This is a genomic window from Bradyrhizobium sp. HKCCYLRH3099 (assembly GCF_051167855.1).
Classification (GTDB): domain Bacteria; phylum Pseudomonadota; class Alphaproteobacteria; order Rhizobiales; family Xanthobacteraceae; genus Bradyrhizobium.
The window spans coordinates 29,957-53,517 of sequence record NZ_JBNPTW010000005.1 but is presented as its reverse complement, the minus strand read 5'-3'; the positions used below and the strand labels follow the sequence as shown (position 1 = coordinate 53,517).

Below are 23,561 nucleotides of genomic sequence, written 5' to 3'. Positions count from 1 at the left end.
AACGCACATCCAGCCAGAGATCGCCGGGTCTGCCGGCCATCGCGCATCCTCCCTCATCGGATCCGTTTTCGGATCACGTTGAGCGAAGTGTAGCGAGCGATGCGTGGATGGATTTGATCGACAGTCTCTTTTCGCGCGGTGCGTAGCAGCACGTCAGGCGCGCAGCACTTTTGCAGCGCGGCGATAGTCGGTCGGCGCCATCCCGACATTCGCAGCGAAGAAGCGCGTGAAGCCGCTTTGCGACGAGAAGCCGAGATCGAAGCCGATATCCGCGATCGGCGACTCCGTCGCCACCACCGCGTCCAGAGCCCGCTCCATCAGCAGCGTGTTCAGATAGAGGTTCGGCGTCACGCCTGTCTGGCTGCGGAACAAGCGATAGAAATGCGGACGGGACAGGCCGGACTCGCGGGCGATGTCATCGAGTTCGATCTCGGCACAAGGGCTGTCCGACATCAGCTTGATGCATTTGCGAACACGAAAATCGGTCACCTCGGCACACGGACGCTCGCGCATCCGCTCCGGGATGCACCAGCTCTGTTCGTAGCAGCTGTCGATGAGCTGTCGTAGTTCGCCGTCCAGGCAGCCGAGGGACGGAGCGCCGCAAACCAGTGCTGCGGTGCGGCGGATGCAGCGATCGAGCGCCGGTGTCCGACGAAACCAGGTCCGGCCGAACCGAAGACCCTGCTCGCGAGCAGCCGATGGGGCAAACCATTCCGCGTTGACGTATAGCACGAAGAAAATCGCGCCATTGTCGACGTCGTTGGGCAGGAAATTGTGCGGTTCCCAAGGATTGACTGCAACGATCCCCTCCTCACCGAGGATGTGACGCTGATCGCCGACGTCGATATGAGCTGGAGTTCCGCCGACATGAAAGATCAGATGCCCCTCACGATGGGCATGCACGTTGAATGGCCGATTGAGCTGATAAACCGTCGCGCGGCCGAAGCGAGCATGAAAGACGGCGAGCGCCCTACTCATCACTTCCTCACCGAAATGGCTTTTTGATTATGCATCAGCGTCGATGATTGCTGCACAGAAAGCAAGCGACGCGACGACGCGGCCGGAGCAGTCTCCGGCCGCGTTGAGTTGCAGAGCACAATTGGTCAGTACTTCTTACATTCAGGTACCGTCCGGCTCGGCAGCCCGATCTTGGCGAAGGTGGCGGCATCGTAGCCGAGCGTCTGGTTGACGTCCGGAATCACCTTCACGACCTTGCTGAACAGCGCACCCTTGCCGTCATCGACGACCTCGGTCACGAAGTTGGTGCCGATCGCCTGACGGTTGGAGTCGAGCTTGATCTTGCCGTTGGGCGCATCGATCTCGATCTTCGCCAGCGCCGCCTTCAGCTTTGACTGGTTGTCCGACAGATCGCCATTGACCTCGCGCAGCGCCAGGATCAGCGCCATGGTCGAGCCATAATAGTTGGTGGCGAGCAGCGACGGGCTGGGGAAGCGCTTCTCCGGCGGGAACGAGTCCTGATAGGCCTTCACGAACTTCTGCCAGCGCGGGTCTTCCCAGGTGTCCGCCTGGCCGGACGCGGCGATGGTTCCGATCAGCGCGTTCTTGGCATTGCCCTTGGACGACAGGATGGTCTGGTCGATCATGATCGAGCCGCCCATCAGGTGCGCCTTGCCGCCCGCCTGCTGATACTGGTTGAGGAAGTTCACGGCGTCAGCGCCGCCGAGGCCGAGGTAGATCGCATCGACATCGTCGGGCAACGCCGCGATGACCGAGGCGAAGTCCTTGGTGCCGAGCGGTACCCATTGCCGGCTGGAAATCTTGCCGCCGAGGCCGCAGAATTCGAGCGCCAGACCGAACACCTGGGTGTAGATGAAGGAATAATCCTCTCCGACCGTCGCAATCTTGCGGTAGCCCTTGGTCTCATAGGCGTACTTGCCGAGGCCGACCTGCCACTGGGCGCCGTCCATGTTGAACCGGAAGAAATTCGGCGCCGGATCGACATAGGTCGTCTCCTGCGCACCGGACGCGGCGTTGACGAAGGTCAGCTCGGGGCGGGTCTTGGCGAAGTTCTTGACGGCGATCCCTTCGTCGCCCGACAGCGGCGACAACAGGATCTGCACCTTGTCCTGCTCGATCAGCTTGCGGACGGCGCGAACAGCCGAATCCGGCGTGGCGTCGGTCGAGGCGACGATGAATTCCAGTTCCTTGTCGCCGACCTTCTTGCCGAGCACGTTGAGCGCGGTGACATGCCCGCGCATACCGTCCTCGCCGAGCACCGTATAAGTGCCTTCAAGGGTCGCCGTCACGCCGACCTTGATCTTCTCCTGCGCGTACGCCGTGCCTGACAGCAAAAGCGCCGTGACCACGGCGAACCCCACGCGTCGCATGTGCATCGAACTCCCTCCCTTGTCGCCCCTTGCTGGAGCACACGAATGTGCCGGCCAGTCGTTGCTGGCCCGGTGGCGGCGGGCGTCACGGGCATCCGTCGTCTTGTTGAGCCGTGAGCCCCCATCGGCGGGAAAGGCTAGCGGATGAGGTGCCGACGGGCGCACGTCATCCCGTCCGCACCTTGACGTCGAGTCTCATTTTGTATGATGCGATGCGAGAACGATTGCACTGCGGCCACCGGCATCGCAGGCGACAGACGCGGCCGCGCCTTCTGAAGCGTTTGGCATACCTGGGGCGCCTCGCGAAGCGCCGGGCTATTCGCCCGTCGGCGTCTTCGAGCTGGGAGCGCGGCGTCGTGCCACGACGCGCGACCGCCGTATCCGCCGCTTGCGAAATTCGAGGCTGCACATCGCACTGTCGATCGTCTCATTCGGACGCCGCAGACGCCGACCATGAAAGCCGAGCCACTTTTCAACCTGTCGAGCGAGCACGCGGCCGAGATCCAGACGCCGCAGCAATTCGTCCCGCGTATGCAGCGAGGCGATATCGACGATGTAGTCGAGACGCTCGGACATCGTTCGGCCCACGAGCCGCGCATAGTCACTCGTTACCAACACGGTTACCACCCGCTCAGGCAAATGCGGCTCAGCCATTTCTCATTCCCAAAATCCGCCGTGCCCGCCGCTTGAAGGACGTCGTCCCTCAAACCGTGCCATCACGGCGACAACAGACGATCTGACGAGCGCGCCCAGTCAGGTCCGCTCGTCGAAATGCTTGCCGACCTCGGCTCCGCGTCGCACAGCGGTCGCCAGATCCGAGGTCGCGACGCTCCTAGGAATAGACGTCCTCGGCCAAATCCGGCTCGAGCCGCGTTGCCAGATCTCCTCCTGCGGCCGATACCAGCGCGCTGGTGATCTCCTGCGCACGCATCGGAAGAACCGACAGCAGGGTATCGCTCAGACCATGAGACATCTCGGAGCACCCCTGCAGATGCACTTGCGGCAGGAACGCGGGGCTCGTCCGAACGCGATAATCGCGGTCGAGGGATCCGGGCTCGATGAAGCGACGGATCGGCGCGAGAAACTCGGGGAGGAGCGGACGCTCGTATCCGGTCGCCAAGACAACGGCATCGTAGGTCTCCCGGCGTCGGACATCCTCATCCTTGTTCAGCAGCTCGAGCTCGATCCCTTCTGCGCGCGGCTCGACGGCAACGATCTCGCTGCACGGATGAAGGGCAAGCCGGCGCTCGCCGTTGACGCGCTGCTGGTAGGTGGTCCGATAGAGCTGGTCGAGAAGTTCGGGATCGACGACGGCGTAATTGGTGTTGCGAAAATTTCGGACGATGGCGCTGCGACGACCATCGGGCTGCGCGTAGAAATAGTCCGTGAACTCCGGGTTGAAGATTTCATTGACGAACGGGCTGCTGTCGGACGGCTTGAGCGCATGTCCACGAAACACGAGGTCGATCCGGACATCCGGTCTGCGGTCGCACAGGTCCAGCGTCACTTCGGCCGCACTCTGGCCGCCGCCGATGATCGCGACCCGCGGCGCCTGCCCGCCGATTTCGTTGGCAAGAGCGGAGTCGAGATATGCGCTGGTGTGCACCACCCGCGGATCACCCGCACAAGGCCGAAAGATCGGCGGGATATGAGCATGCCCGCCAACCGCCACCACAAGGTTGCCGGCGCTTCGCGACCGCTCCTGCCCGTCCGGTGTCCGCGATACGACGCGGAGCGCGACCACTGATTGCCCGGCATGCACCGGCTCGACGGCGATGACGGTCTCGCCATAGGCGACTGAGCGGTCGAACTGGCCGGCCGCCCAGCGCAGGTAGTCGTTGAACTCGACACGGCTCGGGTAGAACGTCTTGCAATTGGTGAAGTCCAGCAGCCGTCCCGACTTGTGCAGATAGTTGATGAAGGTGAACGGGCTGGTCGGATCACGCAGCGAGACGAGGTCCTTCAAAAAAGAGATCTGCATGGTGCTGCCGGGCAGCAGCATTCCGCCGTGCCACTTGAACGCCGGCTGCCTTTCGATGAACAGCGAGCGGCACTTCAGGTGATGGCGCCGCGAGCAATCGTCGAGCGCGATCGCAAGCGCGATGTTCGACGGCCCGAAGCCGACGCCGACGACATCATAGTCTGGGGCGGGATGATATGACATGGGTGATGCTCCGTCCGCGTTGGGTCTTCAGCATTGCACTTCGTCGGCCGCCGGCTGCCAGAGCCTGTCGCCGAAGAAGCGTTCACGAAGCAACATGACCAGGGTTGCTCGCTTGTGCGGGAAATCGAAGTTCTTGATCCGGGCGAATCCGGCCCGGTCGAGGTTGCGCAACTGCTGGACGTGCGCGGCCGCAGGCTCGCCGACGATGCGCTCGGTCCGGGCATCGTCGAGGAACATGTAGTGCATCAGCGAGGGAAGCCAGGCAGTGATGAAGCGGCGCCCGCGGAAGGCGTCCTCGCCGACGATCACGTGCCAGCCGCGGTCGTAGTCGCCCGCATCGTAGAACGGAGCGATCCGGTTTTCCTTGGCCCAATAGAGCTCGAAATAGCCGAAGGGCCGGTCGCCAAAGCAGCCGATCAGCGGCAGCATGTGCGCATCAGCCAAGAGACGCGCGAGATAGTGACGATGCTTGTCCAGATCGCCCGCTTCGCTCCAGAACGCGTCCACACGCGGATCGTTGAGCCATTTGTGTACCCAGGGCAGATCCCGCTCGATATCCACGACCCGGAAATTGACGCTCTCGGACAGCCAGGGGATGAAGCGAGAATAGACGCACCCTTGCGGCTTCGGCGGCCGCAGCGGATGACGTTTGCCGTCCGTCATCACATATGACAACGGAAATGCCGGCCGCGATGCATCCGTCAGCCATCCCGCACGTCGCTGCATCACCATGTCCGGCAGCAGTTCCAGCCTGCCATGTCGTGCAACCGCAAGCCCGTCCCGAAGAACGGCATCGGCCGCCGCCGAGTCATCCAGCGCGACCGCGAGACAGTCGAGCGATGGACTCCAGGCGAACGCCGCCTCGGCCATCGCAGCCACCGCGCTCGACAGCCGGCCGTGATCGAGGCCGTCGCGGACAACGAGTTGCATGCTTTCGCCATGGGGCCGAAGCGACAGCAGTGCCGCCCCGTCCGCCATCACCCGCAGTCCGTCGTCGTCGCGTACGACCGTCATGCCGGCCGTTGCCGGAAACGTCTGAGCTGTTCCCGCGAGGCTCGCCCTTGCATTCATCAGCACCCTCCCCTTGATCGAGCTGCGCGGGCGTTCACCACAGTTTACTCCCGCTCAGGATGTAGATTGTTCCGGACAGCCAAAACAAGAATGTCCGCAGCGCTGCGTTTAGATTAGTTACAAATCACCTGCGTTCGCCGGTGCGTGCGACATCGCCGCGCTGTGCAGAGACACCGCGCGCGGTCCTGTCCGCCTTGCGGCATCGTTGCGCTCCTCTATCGGCTCGACGTCGATCAGCCCGTTGCGCAGGCGCACGATCCGGTCCGCGCAGTGGAAATAACGGTCGTCATGCGAGATCACGACAATCGTCTTGCCGAGACGCTTCAGATCGGCCAGCAACTCCGTATAGAAGACATGACGAAATGCCGGATCCTGGTCGGCGGCCCATTCGTCGAAGACCAGCACCGGCCGTCCTTCGATCCAGGCATTGATCAGGGCGAGGCGCTTGCGTTGGCCGGTCGACAGATCCGTGGTCGAGAAAGCACCGCCGTCGATCGAGACCTTGTGGGCGAGGTCCAGACGATCGAGATAGTGCTGCGCAAGGTCGGCGCGGGGATTGCCCTGCTGCTGGACAAGCGTATCGAACAGATAGTAGTCCGAGAACACCGTGGTGAAGAGCTGCCGGTAGTCATCGCGCGTGTCGCTCACCACGGGCTTGCCGTCGCGCAGCACCACGCCGCGATCGGGGACGTAAAGCCCGAGCAGAAGCTTGATCAGCGTCGTCTTGCCGCTGCCGTTCTCGCCGACGATGAAGACGATCTCGCCGCGTCGGATGCGCAGATCGAGCGGTCCGATCGTGAAGGGCTGTCCGGCCGAAGGCGTCTCGAACGCATAGGAGACGCCGCGCAGCTCGATGGACTCGATCTGCTCCGCAGGCCGTGGGGCGGGGTCCGCGAGCAGATCGGCCTCGGCCGTCGCGAACTTGTCGGACATGTCGGCGATGCGCCGCATCGCCACCTGCGCGCGGCCGAGCGAGGGCAGCATGCCGATCAGCTGGTCGATCGGCCCGCGCATGAACAGCAGCACCAGCACGAAGCCGCTGGAGACCGAGGCCGGACTGTCCGGCCACAGCAGCGGGCGCAGCACCAGCGCGGTCCCGATCACCAGGAACAGAAGCACGGTCCCGAGCGCACGCGCGGTGACGAGCAGATTGATGGCCTTGATCTGGACGTCGCTGATCCGGTCGACCGTCCGCTCGATCAGATCGACATGGACATGGCGGCGGCGCGGGCGGTGAAGACGCAACTCCTTGGCGCCTTCGGCAATGGCGCGGTAGTGTTTCTGCAGATCGTCCTCATATTGACGCGCGAGATTGAACCCCGTCATGCCGCGCCTGCGGGCGAGGAAATGCACGAACGATCCCAGCGCGATCAGGGCGGACGTGACGAGGAACAGCGGCCAGGACAGCACCGCCAGGTAGACGAGGCAGCCGGCGACGATCACGCCGGAGACGAAGAAGGCCGGAAAGAAGAAGGCGAAATCACTGATCGCGTCGACGTCCTTGGTCAGCACCGGAATCAGCCGATGCGACCGATAGGATTCGAGCTGATCGATCGGCGCCATGAGGATCTTGGCGGCGAGCGACTTGCGCAGCGAGGCGATGATCCGCTGCCCGACCAGATTGGCGCTGATGTCCGAACCGACCGAGCCGATCACGACGAGGACGCAGAGACCCGCAAAGGACGCAACCAGTCCGCCGACATCCCCTGCCCCGGCATAAAGACCGCGATTCACCACGGCGAGCAGGCCAGCGACGCTGGCGCCGCCGAGCAGCCCGAGAAGGATGGCCACGACGAGCAGCATCCAGTACGGCCGCAACAGGACGCCGACATGAGTCACTCCGGGATTGGCTGAGGTCGTCATGGCTGGCCGGCTCCCGACTTGGCGGCGAATGCGGTCCTGAGGCTGGCGCCGATATCGGCGCGCGCCTGCAGCGCATCCGGCACGACATTGCCCATGCGCAGGAATTCGTGGATCATGCCCGTATAGACCTTGAGATCGACGGCCACGCCGTCCGCGCGCAGCCGTCTGGCATAGTCGTGCCCCTCGTCCGCCAGTGGATCGAACTCGGGCAGCAGCAGCATCGCCGGCGCGACGCCCGCAAGATTGGTGGCGGCGAGCGGCGCGAAGCGCCAATCATGCCGGTCGGCATCACCGCGGAGATAGTGGTTGAAGAACCAGTCCACCGTCTCGCGCTCGAGCAGATAACCCGCACCGTACCTCGCATAGGACTCCGACACCTGCTGCGGGCTGAGCCCGGGATAGGCCAGCACCTGCAGCACCGGCTGCGGCAGACCGCGGTCGTCCCGCGCGGCGATCGCCAGCGCCGCCGCCAGCGTGCCGCCCGCGCTGTCGCCGCCGATGGCGACACGGCGCGGGTCGAGGCCGAGCGCGGGCCCTTCGCGTCCGATCCAGCCGAGTGCATCGACGCAATCCTCGAACGCCGTCGGAAACCGATGCTCGGGCGCGAGCCGATAGGCGATCGACAGCACGGCCGCTCCGCTGTCCTGCGCCAGGCCGCGGCACAGCGGTTGATGGGACTCGAGACTGCCGACGACGAAACCGCCGCCGTGCATGTAGAGCAGCACCGGCATCGGATCGGCCACGTCGGGGCGCCGGGGCGCATAAAGCCTCGCGTCGATCGCCGCACCGTCGCGCGTCGACAGTCGGAGCTCGCGCTCATGCGCGAGCGGCGGTGGATCGTCATCCAGCAGCGGCGACGAGGCATCGAAATCAGCTCGCGCCTGCGCCGGGGTCAGTTGCGGAAACGGGACGCGGACGCCGGACTCCGTCCCCAGCTGGATCATCTCGAGCAACGCCGCGATATCGGGATGAAGGCTCATGATCACCTCATTCGGCTGGTTCTGACTGCAGCGCGGGCGACGTCCGCGCCGGATCGCGCGTGTCGAGCCAGGAGCACATCGCGGACAGCAGGGCTTCATGTCGAAGGATCGCGAAGTGGTAGTCACCGGCCACGCCGAGATCCACTGCGTGAGGGAAGCGCGCCGTCAGCCAGTCGCGTTGCGCGGTCCGATGCGAGGTCCACCAGCAGCTTGGAACCGCGCCGAGGCGTTCTGGCCAGTCCGCGTCCTGCGCCAATCGTTTCAGGTGTCGTCCCGCGCGGAATGCGCCGACGATGTCGTCCACGCCCGGAAGCCGCTCGCGAACCCATGACGACGCCCCGCCGATCGCGCCGCTGACCAGGCGCCTGATGGCCTCGTCGGTTTCGGGCGTGCCGACCAGGCGCATCTGCGCGGTCTCGCCCTCGATCATCGACGGTTGCAGGCTCGGCGCGGCAACGGACAGCAGTCCGAGCAGATCGTCGGTCCAATGTGGCTCCGATGTCCGCTGCCGGCCCGGCCGCGCGACAAAGCTGTCGACGAGCCCGAGGCGGGCGACGGTTGCGCCCCGCCGCTCGAGCTCGGCCGCGACGAGACAGGCGATCAGGCCGCCGAGCGACCAGCCGATCAGGTGATACGGCCCCTCCGCCTGCGTCCGCACGATCTCGTCGACATAGTCGACCGCCATGGCCTGGAGCGAGCGATCGGCGAAGTCCGGCGCGATCAGCGTCCGGCACTGCAGCCCGATCAATTGCCGCCGCCTCTCCAGACGGCGCGCCAGCGGCGCATAGTCGAACACGGTCCCGAAGCCGCCGTGCAGGCAGAACAGCGGCGGCACGCCGGCCACCGGCCCATTCAGCGGCAGCAGGGCCGACGGCGTCGCCGCGGCCACGGGCTGCTCGCCGAGCAGCGCGCGGATGGTCGGCTTCTGCAGCAGATCGCGCAGCTTGATCTCGCCACCAAGGACCGGGTCACGGCGCACCCGGGCAATGACCTTCAGGCTGAGCATCGAGTTGCCGCCGAGCTCGAAGAAATTGTCGGTGACGCCGACGCGCGCGACACCGAGGACTTCGGCCCAGAGCTTCGCCATCGCGATTTCCGCGGCAGTCTCCGGCGCGACGAAGGCGCTGGCCGGCGCGGCATCCGGCGCAGGCAGCGCGCGCCGGTCCACCTTGCCGCTCGACAGCGTCGGCAGGCGCTCGAGCACGATGATCCTGGCCGGCACCATGTAGGCCGGCAACGTCCGGCGCAGCGCGTCGACCAGCGCCGTGGCCAGCCGCTCGGGTGCCGCGGCATCGCGCATGTCGCGCGGCGACACATAGGCCACCAGCTGGCTTCCTGCAGCGCCGGGGACCGCAATCACCGCCGCCTGTGCGACGGTGGGCTCGCGCAGCAGCGCCGACTGGATTTCGCCGAGCTCGATCCTGAAGCCGCTGATCTTCACCTGATCGTCGCTGCGTCCGAGATACTCGATCGTTCCGCTGTCATCCCAGCGCGCCAGATCGCCGGTGCGATACAGCCTTGCGCCGTCATCAGAAGAGAATGGATCGGGCACGAAGCGCTCGGCGGTCATGCCGGACTTGCCGTGGTAGCCACGCGCGAGTCCGAAGCCGCCGATATAGAGCTCGCCGGCGGCGCCAGCCGGAACGAGGTTGAGCGAACCATCGAGGATGTAGGCCGTGCGGCGGCCGACGGGAACGCCGATCGGGGCATAGGCCTTCGTGCACTCCGTGTCGCCGTCGACCTTCCAGACCAGCGGCGTCACGACCGTCTCGGTCGGCCCATAGCCATTGATCAGGATCTGCGGCTTCAGCGCGCGCTTCACCTTGTCGAAGCCGGCCTTCGGCATCGCCTCGCCGCCAAACGAATACAGCTTCACCGGCGGCGGATGGCCGCCCTGCTCCACCCATTCCGCGACCTGCTGGAGATAGGCCGGCGGCAGGCCGATATGCGTGACGCGCTCGGCGTGCAGCACGCCGACGGTCTGCTCGGGCGTCCAGAGCTCCGCATCGCGCATGACCAGCCGAGCGCCTTGCGATAGCACCGTGAGCCAGCGCTCATGCGCGCCGTCGAACGCCAGCGACAGGAAATGCAGCTCGCTGCAGCTGTCATCGATCTCGTAGAGCGCGGCCGTCGCGCGGCAATGCATCGCGAGCGGGCCGTGCGTCACCGCGACGCCCTTCGGACGTCCGGTCGAGCCCGACGTGTAGATCAGGTAAGCGAGATTGTCGGCATGCAGACGGATGCGAGGCGCATCGTCCGGCCCGGTGCCGACTACATCCGGGTCAATGCGGCGGACCCCATCGATTTCGGCGATCCCCGAGCCCGCCAGCAGGATCGTCATGCCGGAGTCCTGCATGACATAGGCAAGACGGTCCGGCGGAAGCTCCGGATCGAGCGGAACATAGGCTCCCCCCGCCTTCAGGACAGCCAGCAGCGCCACCATCGTCGAGGCTCTGCGCTCGACGAGCACGCCGACGCGCTGGTCGGGCGCAAGGCCCGCGGCCACCAGCTGGTGAGCCAGCCGGTTGGCGCGGCGATCGAGCTCGCCGAAACTGACGTCCGTGCCGCCGATCGTCAGCGCGATCCTTTCGGGGCTGCGCTGCGCCTGGGCGGCGATGGCCTCATGGACGAAGGGCGATGATGCGGCCGCCACGGCCTGATCGTTGCAGACACGCGCGCGCTCCACGTCCGCAGCCGACGCCATGCCGATCGCACCCAGCGGGCGCTCCGGCGTCCGAACCAGCACGGTCAGAAGATGCTCGAACTGCGCGCGGATCTGCTCCGCCTCGTCAGCCGCGAAGTGGCTCGGCATATAGGTGAACTCGACCTGCAGCGTGTCCTCGACCACCACCGACAGGTCCATCGGATAATTGGTGACGTCGACATTGCGCAGGCCGCCGAACTGCAGCCCGTGGTCGCCCTGCAGCAGGCCGCGCTCGACCGGATAGTTCTCGAACACGATGATGCTGTCGAACATCGTCTCGCCGGCCTTCCCGGCCCAGCTCTGGATGTCGTAGAGCGGCGTCTGCTCGAAGTCGCGGATCGCCACGTTGCGGCTCTGGATCGCCCGCAGCCAATCGCCGGCCGCGGTGGCCGCGGGCGGCGTCTCGATCACGGGCAAGGTGTTGATGAACAGGCCGATCATCTGCTCGGCGCCGTCAAGCGCCGCGGGACGGCCGGAGACCGTGACGCCGAAGGTTACCGTCTGCTGGCCGGTGTAACGCTGCAGCAGCAGCGCCCAGACGCCCTGGATGACCGTGTTGACAGTAATGCGCTCGCGACGGGCGAACGCCTTCAATGCCGCGGTGGCGCGCTCGTCGAGCCGCGTGTAGCAGCGCTGGTGACCACCGGCATCGCGGTGGCGCGCGCCGAATGCGCCGGCCAATTGCGTCGGCTGATCGAACGCAGCCAATTGTCCGCGCCAGAAGCGCTCGGCGACAGCGGCATCCTGCGCCACGAGCCAGCCGATATAGTCGCGGTAGTGCGTCGCGCGCGATGCGAGCGGCTGTCCTGCGTAGCACTGCAAGATCTCGCCGATGAAGCGCGCCGAACTCCAGCCGTCCATCAGGATGTGATGGTAGGTCCAGATCAGGCGATGACGATCCCCGTCCAGTCGCAACAGGCGGACACGCTGCAGCGGCGGCACGGCCAGGTCGAATTCCGCATCACGTTCCGCCGCCAATGCCGCGGACAGACGGGCCTCGTCGACGACCTCGCCCCGCCAGTCGTCGATGACGAACGGCACCGAGATCTCGCGATGGACGACCTGCAGCGGCGCGCCCGCCAGCTCGCGCCAGAGGAATCCGGTGCGCAGCATCGGATGGCGTGCGGACACCACCTGCCATGCCTCGCGAAGCCGTTCGCCGTCGAGGCCGCCGATCTCGACGCTGATCTGGTTGACATAGACGCCGCTGCCGACGTCGCGCAGGCTATGGAACAGCATGCCCTGCTGCATCGGCGACAGCGGATAGACGTCCTCGATCCCGTCGCCGTCCAGACCATGCCGCGCGAGCTGCTCCGGCGTCAGCCCCGACAGCACTGCACGCGTCGGCGCGGCTGCCTTGTGGGCGTCGCTTTGGTCGCGGCAGACCGGCGCGAGCAGTTCGATCGTCTGCAGCCGGAACACGTCCCTGGGCTCCAGCGCGAGACCGGCACGGCGCGCGCGGCTGACCATCTGCAGCGAGATGATCGAGTCACCGCCGAGCTCGAAGAAATTGTCGGTGACACCGATGTCGGGCTGTTGCAGCAGCTCGGACCAGATCGCCGCGAGCGCGGCCTCCGTGGGGTTACGCGGCGCGACGCGCTGCACATCGGCAGGCCGCGTATCCGGCTGCGGCAGCGCCTTGCGATCGATCTTGCCGTTCGGTGTCATCGGCAGCCGCGGCAGCACCATCACGCGCGCCGGCACCATGTAGTCGGGCAGCATCGCGGCCAGAGCCGCACGCAGGTCCGCACCATCGAGCGCGTCTTCGCTGCTGACATAGCCGATCAGCTGCCGGCCGCCCCCGAGCGCCTGGGCCACCACCACGCTGTCGCGCACGCCCGGCAGCGTCCGCAGCCGCGTTTCGATCTCGCCAAGCTCGATGCGGTGGCCACGGATCTTCACCTGATGATCGGCGCGGCCGACATAGTCGAGCACGCCGTCGGCACGCCAGCGGGCGAGATCGCCGGTCCGGTACAGCCGTGCACCGGGAGCACCGAACGGATCGGCAATGAAGCGCTCCGCGCTCAGCGCCGCGCGATTCCAATAGCCGCGCGCCAGACCTTCGCCGCCGATGAAGAGCTCGCCGGCCACGCCGACCGGAGCGTGGTTGAGATCGCCATCGAGCACATGCAGCGTCGTGTTGCCGATCGGGCCACCGAGCACAGGCAGGGGATCGACGGCATCGAGCCGATGGCGCGCCGACCACACCGTGGTCTCGGTCGGTCCAAACAGATTCCAGACCTCTCCGCCCAGCGCGACCAGCCGAAGCGCCAGGTCAGGTGCGAGCGCCTCGCCGCCGCTCAGCAGCCTGCAGCCGCGCGGCAGCCAATCGGATGCCTCGTCATGGTCGAGCAGCATCCGCCAGGTCGATGGCGTGGCCTGCATCATGCTCACGCCATGGCGGGACACGATCGACTTCAGCCTGGCCGGATCATGCGCCGCGTCCCGATCAGCCAGGACGATCTGTGCCCCATGGGTCAGCGGCAACCACAGCTCGAGCACGGCGATGTCGAACGACAGCGACGTCAGCCCGAGCACACGATCATCGCTGGTCACGCCGGGCTGCTCGGCCATCGTCGCCAGGAAGTTCGTCACCGCGCCATGGCGCACCATCACGCCCTTCGGCAATCCGGTCGAGCCGGACGTGTAGATGACGTAAGCGAGGCTCTCGGGGTGAATGACGATATCCAGATTGCCTGGATCAACGTCTTCTTGGCCCGCTGTTTCTTCCAACAGCCACGGCTCAGTGCCACCATCAGCCAGCACAGCAGCGAAGCGGTCGTTCAGCCGCGCTTCGGTCAGCAGCAGCTTGGCGCCGCTGTCACGCAACATGTGAGACAAGCGATCGGCAGGATAATCCGGATCGAGCGGCAGATAGGCGGCGCCCGATTTGAGGATCGCGAGCAGCGCCACCAGCATCGTCGCGCTCCGGTCAAGCGCGACGCCGACCACCACATCCGGGCCGACACCGTGTGCCACGAGGCGCCGGGCCAGCCGGTTCGCGCGTGCATTGAGTTCAGCGTAGCTGATTGCCACCTCGCCCTGGGCGAGCGCGACCGCCGCGGGGACGCGTGCCGCCTGGCGCTCGATCTGTGCCACGAAGCCGACCGCGTTGAGCGGACTCGACGTCTCGTTCACGCGAGCCAGCAAGGCGGCGTCGCCAGGATCGGCATCCGCGAGACATCCCACGGCCTGCGCCGCGTCGTTGCAGATGGCTGCGAGCAACCGCACGAAGGCGCTCTGCAGCCGGCCGATCTCCACCTCGTCGAAATGGCGATGCTGATAATTGACGACGAGACGTAGCCCGCCATCGAGGGCGACGCTGAGGAACAGCGGATAGTTGCTGGACTCGAGAATGCGGGTACGGCTGGCGCTCACCGCTTCGCCATTCGTCTTCAGCGCGTCGTCGACCGGATAGTTCTCGAACACCAGGATGCTGTCGAACAGCGGACGGCCGGCCCGGCCGGCGATGCGCTGGATGTCGGCGAGAGGCATCCAGCCGTGATCCCGAAGCGCGAGATTGCGATCCTGCAGGTCGCGGAGCCAGGCGCCGACGGGCTGCTCCGGCTTGGCGTGATCGACGATCGGCAAGGTGTTGATGAAGAGCCCGACCATCTCCTCGGCACCGGCCAGTCCGGCCGGCCGGTCGGACACCGTCACGCCGAAGCAGATCGTGGCCTGGCCGGTGTAACGGCGGAGCAGTTGCGCCCAGGCGGCCTGCACCACGGTGTTGAGCGTCACCCGGTCGCGCGTCGCGAACCGCTGCAGCCGCTGGCTGAGGCCGGCATCGACGGTCATCGCAAGCGAACCGTGTCCAGTGCGCAGCTTCGCGGCCGACGGCGCCAGCAGGCTCGGCTCCTCGAGCGCGGCCAAGGCGGCGCGCCAGAATGCCGCCGACGCGGCGTGGTCCTGCGCCTGCAGCCATGCGATGTACTCGCGGTAGCGTGGCGGCCGGGCCGGCAGCGATCCGCTGCCGTGATGCTGCATCACCTCGGCGATGAAGCGGGCCGAGCTCCAGCCGTCCATCAGGATGTGATGGTGGGTCCAGATCAGCCAATGCCGCCCGTCGCCGATCCGGATGAGCCTGACGCGCTGCAATGGCGGCCGCGCGAGATCGAATCCCTTCGCGCGTTCGCGCTCGGCTGCGGCATTCAGCGCATTGTCGAGCGCCGAGGGGGCGAGCGCGGCAGCGCGGGCCCGCCAATCCTCTTCGATGAACGCGATGTTGGCCTGCCGATAGACGACCTGCTGCGGCGGCCCTGAGAGTTCGCGCCACAGGAAGCCGCTGCGCAGAACGTCATGACGATCACTGACCGCCTGCCACGCTTGCCGCAACCTGCCCGAGTCGAGACCAGTGACCTCGGCGGTGACCTGGTTGACGTAGACGCCCGTTCCATCGTCATGCGACGCGTGGAACAGCATGCCCTGCTGCATCGGCGACAGCGGATAGATGTCCTCGACCTCGCGCCAATTCAGTGCCAGTCCGTCGAGCTCGGCCTGCCCCAGCCGCGACAGCGGAACATCGGAGGGCGTCAGCCCGCGAGCGTCACCTATGCAGTGATCGACCAGCTCGCGAAGCGCGGCCTCGAAACAGCCGGCCAGGCGGTCAATGGTCGCGCGGCGATACCGCGTCCTGCTGAAGCCGAACGAGAGCTGCAGACAAGCGTCGCGCACCGCCGCGTTGACGGCGATATCATGTCGCAACAAGCTCGAAGCCGCCCGCGACGGGCCCGCATTCTCGATCGCCATCGTGAACAGCCCGGCCTCGCGCGCCGCGTCGTCGAGCTGGCCGAGATAGTTGAACCCGATCCGCGGCGGCGGGCCTGCTGCCAGCAGACCGCGTTGCGCCTCGGAGCCGAGATAGCGCAGCACGCCATAGCCGAGGCCATGCCTCGGAATCGACCGCAGCATCTCCTTGGTGGTCTTGATCAGCGACGCCGGGTCTTGCGATCCAACGGGCAACGCCACCGGAAACGCCGTCGTGAACCAGCCAATCGTGCGCGACAGGTCGAGCCCGCGGCCGAGCTCCTCGCGGCCATGACCTTCGAGCTCGATGGCCACGGTCTCGACGCCGGACCACTGCCACAGCGCGCGCGCCAGTGCCGACAGCAGGAGGTCGTTGACCTGAGTTCTGTAGGCGATGTGGACCGGGCCGAGCAGCCGCGACGTCAGCTCCGCCTCGATCGAGAGCGACACCTCTTCCGCATCGGCCATCGTGGCAGGTTCGGCGCGGTCATCATCGCATGGCAGGGCGCCGCCGTGCTGCTGGATGGCGGACCAGTGATCCAGCTCGGCCGCGACCTCGTTGGACGCCGCAAAGGTCCGCAACGCAGCGCCCCATTGCGCATAGGCATGCGTCTTGGGCGGCAGCGCCGGCCGTGTCCCGCTGCCGAGCTGCGCATAGGCGGACGCAAGATCTTCCAGCAGGACGCGCCACGAAACGCCGTCGATCACGAGGTGATGGATCACGATCAGCAGGCGCTGCTCACCCCCGGGGAGATCCATGCCGACCATGCGCACCAAGCGCCCATGCGCGAGCGAGAGGCTTGCCTGAACCTGCGTGGCGCGGATGGTCACCGCCAAGGGATCGTCAAGCGCGCAGGTCTGGAACAGGTCGGAGACGTCAAGCGCGGGCCCATGCTTGGCCTGCCACGCGCCGCCGATCCGTTCGAAGCGCAACCTCAGCGCATCATGATGCGCGACGACGGCCACGGCCGCATCCCGCATCACATCCCAGTCGAGCCGCTGCCGCGGCCGCAAAAGCAGCGCCTGGTTCCAATGATCCGTCTGCTCCGGCTCCTGCTCGAAGAAGCGCAGCTGGATCGGCAGCAAGGGATGTTCGCCGGCAACGGCGCCCTGCTCCGCCGTCGTCTCGATATCAGCAACAAGGCGCGCCGCACGCGCGAGGTGTTCGAGGGTCTGGTGCTTGAACACGTCGCGCGGCTCGATCAGAAGGCCCGCGCGGCGGGCCCGGCTGACCATCTGCAGCGAAATGATGGAGTCGCCGCCGAGCTCGAAGAAGTTGTCGGTGATCCCGACGTCGGGCTGATGCAGCAGCTCAGCCCAGATCGACGCCAGAGCGGTTTCGGCAGACGTACGCGGCGCCACGCGCAGGCGCGCGTCCGGCGCTTCGGGCGCCGGAAGCGCATGGCGATCGACCTTGCCGTTCAGCATCAGCGGCAGACGATCGAGCCTGACGATCCGCGCCGGAACCATGTAGTCCGGCAACACGGCCGAGAGCGTAGCGCGCAAATCGGCTTCCTCGCCGACACCTTCGCCGCAGACATATCCGACGAGTTGCCGGCCGGCGCCGATCTCGCGTGCGATCACCGCCGCCGAACGTACCGATGGCTGCTGCAACAGGCGCGCCTCGATCTCGCCGAGTTCGATGCGGAAGCCGCGCACCTTGACCTGGTGGTCGGCCCGGCCGACATAGTCGATCGCGCCGCCGTCGCGCCATCGCGCCAGATCACCGCTGCGATAGAGCCGCGCGCCCGCAGGCCCGAAGGGATCGGGAATGAAGCGCTCCGCCGTCAGCGCCGCGCGACCGAGATAGCCCCGCGCCAGCCCCTCGCCGCCGATATACAGCTCGCCCGGCGTTCCCTGATCGACAAGATTGAGGCCGGCATCCAGGATGCGCAGCACCGTGCCCGGGATCGGATAGCCGATCGGCACGCCCGGTCCAGGCTCCCCCCGGCAACGCCAGAAGCTGGCATTGATGAGCGTTTCCGTCGGCCCGTAGCGGTTGTCGAAGCGGACGCCTGGAAACAGGGCCTGGACCTGCTGCATCAGCGGGATCGACAGCGCCTCGCCGCCGGAGAACAGCCGCTTCAACGTGACGCAACGAGAAGCATCCGGCTCCGCGATGAACTGCGCAAGCATCTGCGGCACGAAGTGCAGCGTCGTCACATCATGCCGAGTGATCGCGTCGATCAGGCGCTTCGGCTCGCGGTGCGCGCCGGGAGCCGCGATCGCAAGCCGCGCGCCTACCGCCAGCGGCCACAGGATTTCCCACACGGCGACATCGAAGCTGAACGGCGTCTTCTGCAGCAGCGTCTCGGTCTGCTCAAGCTGATATTCCCGTTGCATCCACGACAGACGCGCCGCCAGCGCGCCGCGTGTGCAGGCGACGCCTTTCGGCGTGCCGGTCGATCCCGACGTATAGATCACATAAGCGAGACCCTCGGCATGCACGGGAAGCCGGAGATCGCTGCAGTCTACTGAAGCTTCGTCGCCATCACGTTCGGAACCATTGACCGCAAGCAGATCGATGCCGGAGGCTCTCGCGACCGGGCCGAGCTGGTCGACCAATTCGGTCTGCGTGGCGACGAGCCGTGCGCCGCTATCGCGCAGCATCGCAGTGAGTCGTTCGGCAGGATAGTCGGGATCGAGCGGCAGATAGCCACAGCCCGCCTTCAACACCGCCAGCACCGCCACGACCAGATCGATGCTGCGCTCGAAGGCGAGCCCAATGGGCGTATCAGCAGCAGCGCCGCACTGACGAAGCTGCCGAGCTAATCCATTGGCGCGAGCGTTCAGCTCCGCATAGCTCAGGCTCTCGTGTCCGAAGATCAAGGCGGTGGCATCGGGACGTAGCGCCGCCTGCCGTTCGATCTGCGCCACAACGTCGACGAAGTCAGAAGACGCGCTCGGTCCGGCCTGTCCCGCGCTCCAGCCAAGCACGCGTTGCACCGCATTCATATCCAGCCCATGCAGCTGGGCGAGCGGCCGATCGCATTGCGAGGTGATCTGCGCGAGCAGGACCTTGAAGGCGGATTGGATCCGCGCGATCTGCGCCTGATCGAAACGGCTGCGATCGTAACGGAATCCGAGCCGGATGCCGGTCTCCGTGACGAACACGGCGACCGTCAGTGCATAATTGGTGATCGAGATCTGCTCGGCGCGATCCGCGCGCAGTCCATCGCCTGTTTGGTCGCGCAAGGCCTCGTCGACCGGATAGTTTTCGAACACGAAGATGGTGTCGAACAGCGCGCGCCCCGCGCGGCCGGCGAGCCTCTGGATCTCGAACAGCGGCATCCAGCCGTGATCACGCAGCTCGGCATTGCGCGCCTGCAGGCCGCGCAGCCAGTCGCCAACCGGAGTCTGCGGGTGCGCGTCGTCGAGCACCGGCAGGGTGTTGATGAACAGACCGACCATCTCTTCGACGCCGGCGATCTCCGCCGGCCGCCCGGAGGTCGTGGCTCCGAAACAGACGATGTCCTGGTTGGTCAGCCGCCGCAGCAACTGGCCCCAGGCGCCCTGTAGCACCGTGTTCAAGGTCACGCGCTCGCGGCGCGCCACGACCTGAAGCGCCTCGGCCTGTGCGGCGTCGAGGACGAGATCCACGGAGGCATGGCCGGTGGCGGGTTCGCGCGGTCCGCCCAGGGCGTCGCCCAGCAAGGTCGGCTCATTCAGGCCAGACAGCAGCTTCGACCAGAACGCACTCGCCGCCGCAGCATCCTGGCGCTGCAGCCATGCGATGTAGTCGCGATACACGCCGCGTGGTGCCGGCATCGCAGCACCACGATGATGCTGCATGATCTCGGCGATCAGCCGGGCCGCGCTCCAGCCGTCGAGCAGAATGTGGTGATGGGTCCAGATCAGGCGATGGACACCACCGCCGAGGTCGATGAGACGGACCCGCTGCAGCGGCGGCCGGGAGAGATCGAACCCGGTGGTCCAATCGGCCCTCGCCGCTTCGGCCAGTGCGGCGTCGCGCGCCGCCCGATCCATGCCGCTGACCCGGTCACGCCAGTCATCCTCGACGAAGGGAACGGGCGCGTGCCGATAGACCGCCTGCTGTGGCGCGCCGGATAGTTCGCGCCAGACGAAGGCGGTCCGCAGCACGGCGTGCCGGGCCGACACCGCCTCCCACGCCGCGCGCAGGCGCGCCGGATCGGCGCCGCTGAGATCGACCGCAATCTGGCTGACATAATTGCCGCTGTCGCCATCACGCACGGCGTGGAACAGCATGCCTTGCTGCATCGGCGACAGCGGATAGAGGTCCTCGATCTCGCGCCAGTCGAGTGTGGCACCGAGCGCGTCCAGCTCGGCCTGGCCGAGGCGCGAGAGCGGCAGATCGGACGGAGTGAGGCCGCGAACGCCGCTCCGGCAATGCGCGACCAGCTCACGCAGCGCTGCGTCATAACATGCAGCCAGCCGCTCGATCGTCGCACGGCGATAGCGCCTGCGACCGAAGCTGAAGGTCAGCCGCAGCTCGCGATCGAGCACCTGGCCGTTGATGCTGAGCCAGCGGCCGAGCGGCGCGGTGGCGCTGCGCGACGGCCCCGCACTTTCGGTCGCCAGCGCGAAGGCTTGGCCCGCCCCCAGACTCGCGCCGAACTGACCGAGATAGTTGAAGACGATCCGCGGCTCCGTGACATCCGCCAACGCCGCGCGCTGGTCGGGACTTCCCAAGTAGCGCAGCACACCGTAGCCGAGCCCGCGGTCGGGAATCGCGCGCAGCTCCTCCTTGACCGACTTGATCAGCGCGGCATCGTCGCGCGCCGCGCCCGACAGCCGCACCGGAAACGCGGTCGTGAACCACCCGACGGTCCGCGACAGCTCGACGCCTTCGAAAAGATCCTCGCGGCCATGGCCTTCCAGCTCGACCAGGCATTCCTCGCGCCCGCTCCAGCGATGGACCGCACGCGCCAGTGCCGCCAGCAGCAGATCGTTGACCTGGGTCCGATAAGCCGCGGGCGTCTCTTTAAGAAGCTGCGTGGTGAGATCGGCATCGAAGACGACGGCGACATCCTCGCCGTCGGCGACGCGATCGACATCCTCATGCGCGTCGTCGCATGGCAGGTCGGCCTCGACGGTGCGCGTCGTCCAATAGTCGAGCTGGCCGGCCAGATCGGCGCCGGCCGCATAGGCTTCGAGCCGCATGCCCCAGGAGGCAACCGACAGGCTCTTCGGCGGCAGCGCGATCGTCCCGGTCCCGCGCGCGGCCTGTTCATAGGCGCTAGCGATGTCTTCGAGCAGAATGCGCCAGGACACGCCGTCGACCACGAGATGATGGACGACGATGAGGAGCCGCTGGCTGCCATCCGCGACATTCATCCCGACCAGACGCAGCAGCGGCCCGTGGAGGCGAAGACTGGTCTGGGCCTCGGTCGCAACCGCCGTGATTTCGGCAGCATCCGCGACGTTGCGGGTCCAGAGCAGATCGGCGCCCGGCAGCGCAGGCGCGTAGCTCGCCTGCCAAGCGCCGTCGCTTTCATGGAATTGCAGCCGCAGGGCATCATGATGCGACACGACCGCGTCGATCGCGCGCGCCATCGCGCGCCAGTCGAGCCGTGTCGAGGGCACGAGCAGCACGGCCTGGTTCCAATGCTGCCGCTCGCCCGCCTCCTCCGTGAAGAAGCGGCGCTGGATCGGCAGCAGCGGCACGGGATCGCCGTCCTGCACATCCTGCTCCGCCGCCACAGCGCTGGCCTGCGCATGACGCGCGATCCGCGCCAGCTCCTGCAGCGTCTGATGCCGGAACAGATCGCGCGGCTCGATCACCAGGCCGCGCTGGCGGGCGCGGCCAACCACCTGCAGCGAGATGATGGAGTCGCCGCCGAGCTCGAAGAAATTGTCGTTGAGACCGACGCGCTCGCGGCCGAGCAGTTCGGCCCAGACCGCCGCCAACTCGATTTCGGCCGGCGATTGCGGCGCGACGTAGTCCGTATCCGCAGATGAGATGGCCGGAAGCGGCAAGGCATCGCGATCGATCTTGCCGTGCGCCGTCAGCGGCAGATCGTTCATCACGACGATGCGCGCCGGAACCATGTAGTCCGGCAACTCCTCCGACAGCGCAGCCCGCAGCCTCGTCTCGTCCAGCTCTCCCTCACCGGAGACATGGCCCACGAGCTGCATTCGTCCGGCGATGTCGCGGCCGGTCACCACCGCTGAGCGCACACCGGGCTGGCGCATCAGGCGGGCTTCGATCTCGCCGGGCTCGATGCGGAAGCCGCGGATCTTCAGCTGATGGTCGGATCGACCGACATAGTCGATCACCCCATCGCCACGCCAGCGCGCGAGATCGCCGGTGCGATAGAGCCGCGCGCCAGGAGCACCGAACGGGTCCGGCACGAAGCGTTCGGCCGTCAGCGCCGGCCTGTGCCAATATCCGCTCGCGAGTCCCTCGCCACCGACATGAAGCTCGCCGGTGACACCGACCGGGACGATGTTCAGATCGCCGTCGAGGACATAGGCCGATCGCCGGCCGACGGGCCGGCCGATCGGCGCATAGGCGCAGTCGATCTCGACATCGGCCTCCACCTTCCAGACCAGCGGCGTGACCACCGTCTCCGTCGGGCCATAACCGTTGATCAGCTTGCGCGGCCGCAGCGCGGACCTCACCTTGTCGAAGCCCGATTTCGGCATCGCCTCGCCGCCAAAGGAATAGAGCGACACCGGCGGCGGATCGCCGCGCCAGGCCGCGAAGTCGGCGAGCTGCTGCAGATAGGCCGGCGGAAAGCCGGCATTGGTGACGCTGCGCGCGTGCATCACCTCGAGCGTCTGCTCCGCCGACCACAGCTCGGCGTCACGCATCACCAAAGCGGCGCCGCAGCTCAGCGCGGTCCAGAGCCGCTCATGGGCGCCGTCGAACGTGAACGACAAAAAGTGCAGCTCGCGCGACTGCGCGTCCATCTCGTAGAGCTCGGCCGTGGCGCGGCAATGCATCGCGAACGGCTGATGCGCGACGGCGACGCCCTTGGGCATCCCGGTCGAGCCGGACGTATAGATCACATAAGCGACGCTCTGCGGATGAACCTCGACCGCAGGATCGCTGCCGCCTGCGTCCGCCGGAAGCAGCGCAAGATCGACGACGCGGGCCGCGGCCATGGCCGACATGTCCGCATCACCTCGAACCACCACGACGGCCACCCCGGCGTCGCGGACCGTGGCCGCGCGCCGCGCCGGCGGATGATCGGGATCGAGCGGCAGATAGGCCGCACCGCATTTCAGCACCGCGAGAAAGGCGGCGATGAGATCCGGCGAGCGCGGCATCGCGATGCCGACCAGGTCGCCCGGACGCACGCCGTGCGCCATCAGATGCCGGGCGATGGCATTGGCGCGCCGGTCGAGCTGTTCGTAGCTGATCGTCTCGTCGCCAAAGACCAATGCCGTGGCCTCGGGCGCGTCCTTCGCATGCCGCGCGAACATGCGATGCACGGGTACGAATGGTTCAGGTCCCCAGGCAGATGCATTCCACTTTCTGACGTCGTCGCGCTCTTGAACCGACAACAGCTCCAGCCTTGCGATCGTGCGCGCCGCATCGGCGGCCATCGCTTCGAGCGCCGCGCGCCAGTGGGCCGCGAGGCGCTCGATGGTCGAGCGGTCGAACAGCGCGGTGGCGAAGGAGAATTGCGCCGCGATCTCGCCCGAGGCCAGTTCCTCGGTATCGACGGCAAGATCGAACTTCACCGTGTCGACGGTGG

General features: G+C 66.7%; 8 protein-coding genes (1 of these 8 cut by a window edge). All 8 read right to left on the bottom strand.

Annotated elements, in window-relative coordinates; all coding sequences use genetic code 11:
* Window positions 1-153: 153 nt before the first annotated feature.
* Window positions 154-978, bottom strand: a complete 825-nt coding sequence (locus ACQR1Y_RS12875; protein WP_434857749.1) for an AraC family transcriptional regulator — start codon at window positions 976-978, stop codon at window positions 154-156.
* Window positions 979-1,103: 125 nt separating this feature from the next.
* Window positions 1,104-2,354, bottom strand: a complete 1,251-nt coding sequence (locus ACQR1Y_RS12870) for an ABC transporter substrate-binding protein (RefSeq protein ID WP_434857750.1) — start codon at window positions 2,352-2,354, stop codon at window positions 1,104-1,106.
* A 309-nt stretch (window positions 2,355-2,663) separates the two neighbouring features.
* Window positions 2,664-3,002, bottom strand: a complete 339-nt coding sequence (locus ACQR1Y_RS12865) for a hypothetical protein (protein WP_434857751.1) — start codon at window positions 3,000-3,002, stop codon at window positions 2,664-2,666.
* A 178-nt stretch (window positions 3,003-3,180) separates the two neighbouring features.
* On the bottom strand, window positions 3,181-4,512 hold the full coding sequence (locus ACQR1Y_RS12860; protein WP_434876692.1) for a lysine N(6)-hydroxylase/L-ornithine N(5)-oxygenase family protein: 1,332 nt from the start codon (window positions 4,510-4,512) through the stop codon (window positions 3,181-3,183).
* A 27-nt stretch (window positions 4,513-4,539) separates the two neighbouring features.
* Window positions 4,540-5,526 carry a GNAT family N-acetyltransferase gene (locus tag ACQR1Y_RS12855; RefSeq protein ID WP_434876691.1) on the bottom strand — a complete coding sequence of 329 codons (987 nt, stop codon included), beginning with the start codon at window positions 5,524-5,526 and terminating at the stop codon, window positions 4,540-4,542.
* A 174-nt stretch (window positions 5,527-5,700) separates the two neighbouring features.
* Entirely contained in the window at window positions 5,701-7,446 is a 1,746-nt protein-coding gene (locus tag ACQR1Y_RS12850; protein ID WP_434876690.1) for a cyclic peptide export ABC transporter, read from the bottom strand.
* On the bottom strand, window positions 7,443-8,426 hold the full coding sequence (locus tag ACQR1Y_RS12845; protein WP_434876689.1) for an alpha/beta hydrolase: 984 nt from the start codon (window positions 8,424-8,426) through the stop codon (window positions 7,443-7,445). Before ACQR1Y_RS12845 ends, ACQR1Y_RS12850 begins: the two co-directional genes overlap by 4 nt.
* 7 nt (window positions 8,427-8,433) lie before the next feature.
* A protein-coding gene (locus ACQR1Y_RS12840) for a non-ribosomal peptide synthase/polyketide synthase (RefSeq protein ID WP_434876688.1) crosses the window boundary here: on the bottom strand, window positions 8,434-23,561 show its 3' portion. Its footprint extends 1,267 nt past the window's final position; only the last 15,128 of its 16,395 coding nucleotides appear in the window; its start codon lies beyond the right edge, outside the window; the stop codon is at window positions 8,434-8,436.

Coding starts and splice junctions, on each gene's coding strand:
- ACQR1Y_RS12855 (WP_434876691.1), bottom strand. CDS start 5,526: ATGACGGTCGTACGCGACGACGACGGACTGCGGGTGATGGCGGACGGG.
- ACQR1Y_RS12845 (WP_434876689.1), bottom strand. CDS start 8,426: ATGAGCCTTCATCCCGATATCGCGGCGTTGCTCGAGATGATCCAGCTG.
- ACQR1Y_RS12850 (WP_434876690.1), bottom strand. CDS start 7,446: ATGACGACCTCAGCCAATCCCGGAGTGACTCATGTCGGCGTCCTGTTG.
- ACQR1Y_RS12865 (WP_434857751.1), bottom strand. CDS start 3,002: ATGGCTGAGCCGCATTTGCCTGAGCGGGTGGTAACCGTGTTGGTAACG.
- ACQR1Y_RS12860 (WP_434876692.1), bottom strand. CDS start 4,512: ATGTCATATCATCCCGCCCCAGACTATGATGTCGTCGGCGTCGGCTTC.
- ACQR1Y_RS12870 (WP_434857750.1), bottom strand. CDS start 2,354: ATGCACATGCGACGCGTGGGGTTCGCCGTGGTCACGGCGCTTTTGCTG.
- ACQR1Y_RS12875 (WP_434857749.1), bottom strand. CDS start 978: ATGAGTAGGGCGCTCGCCGTCTTTCATGCTCGCTTCGGCCGCGCGACG.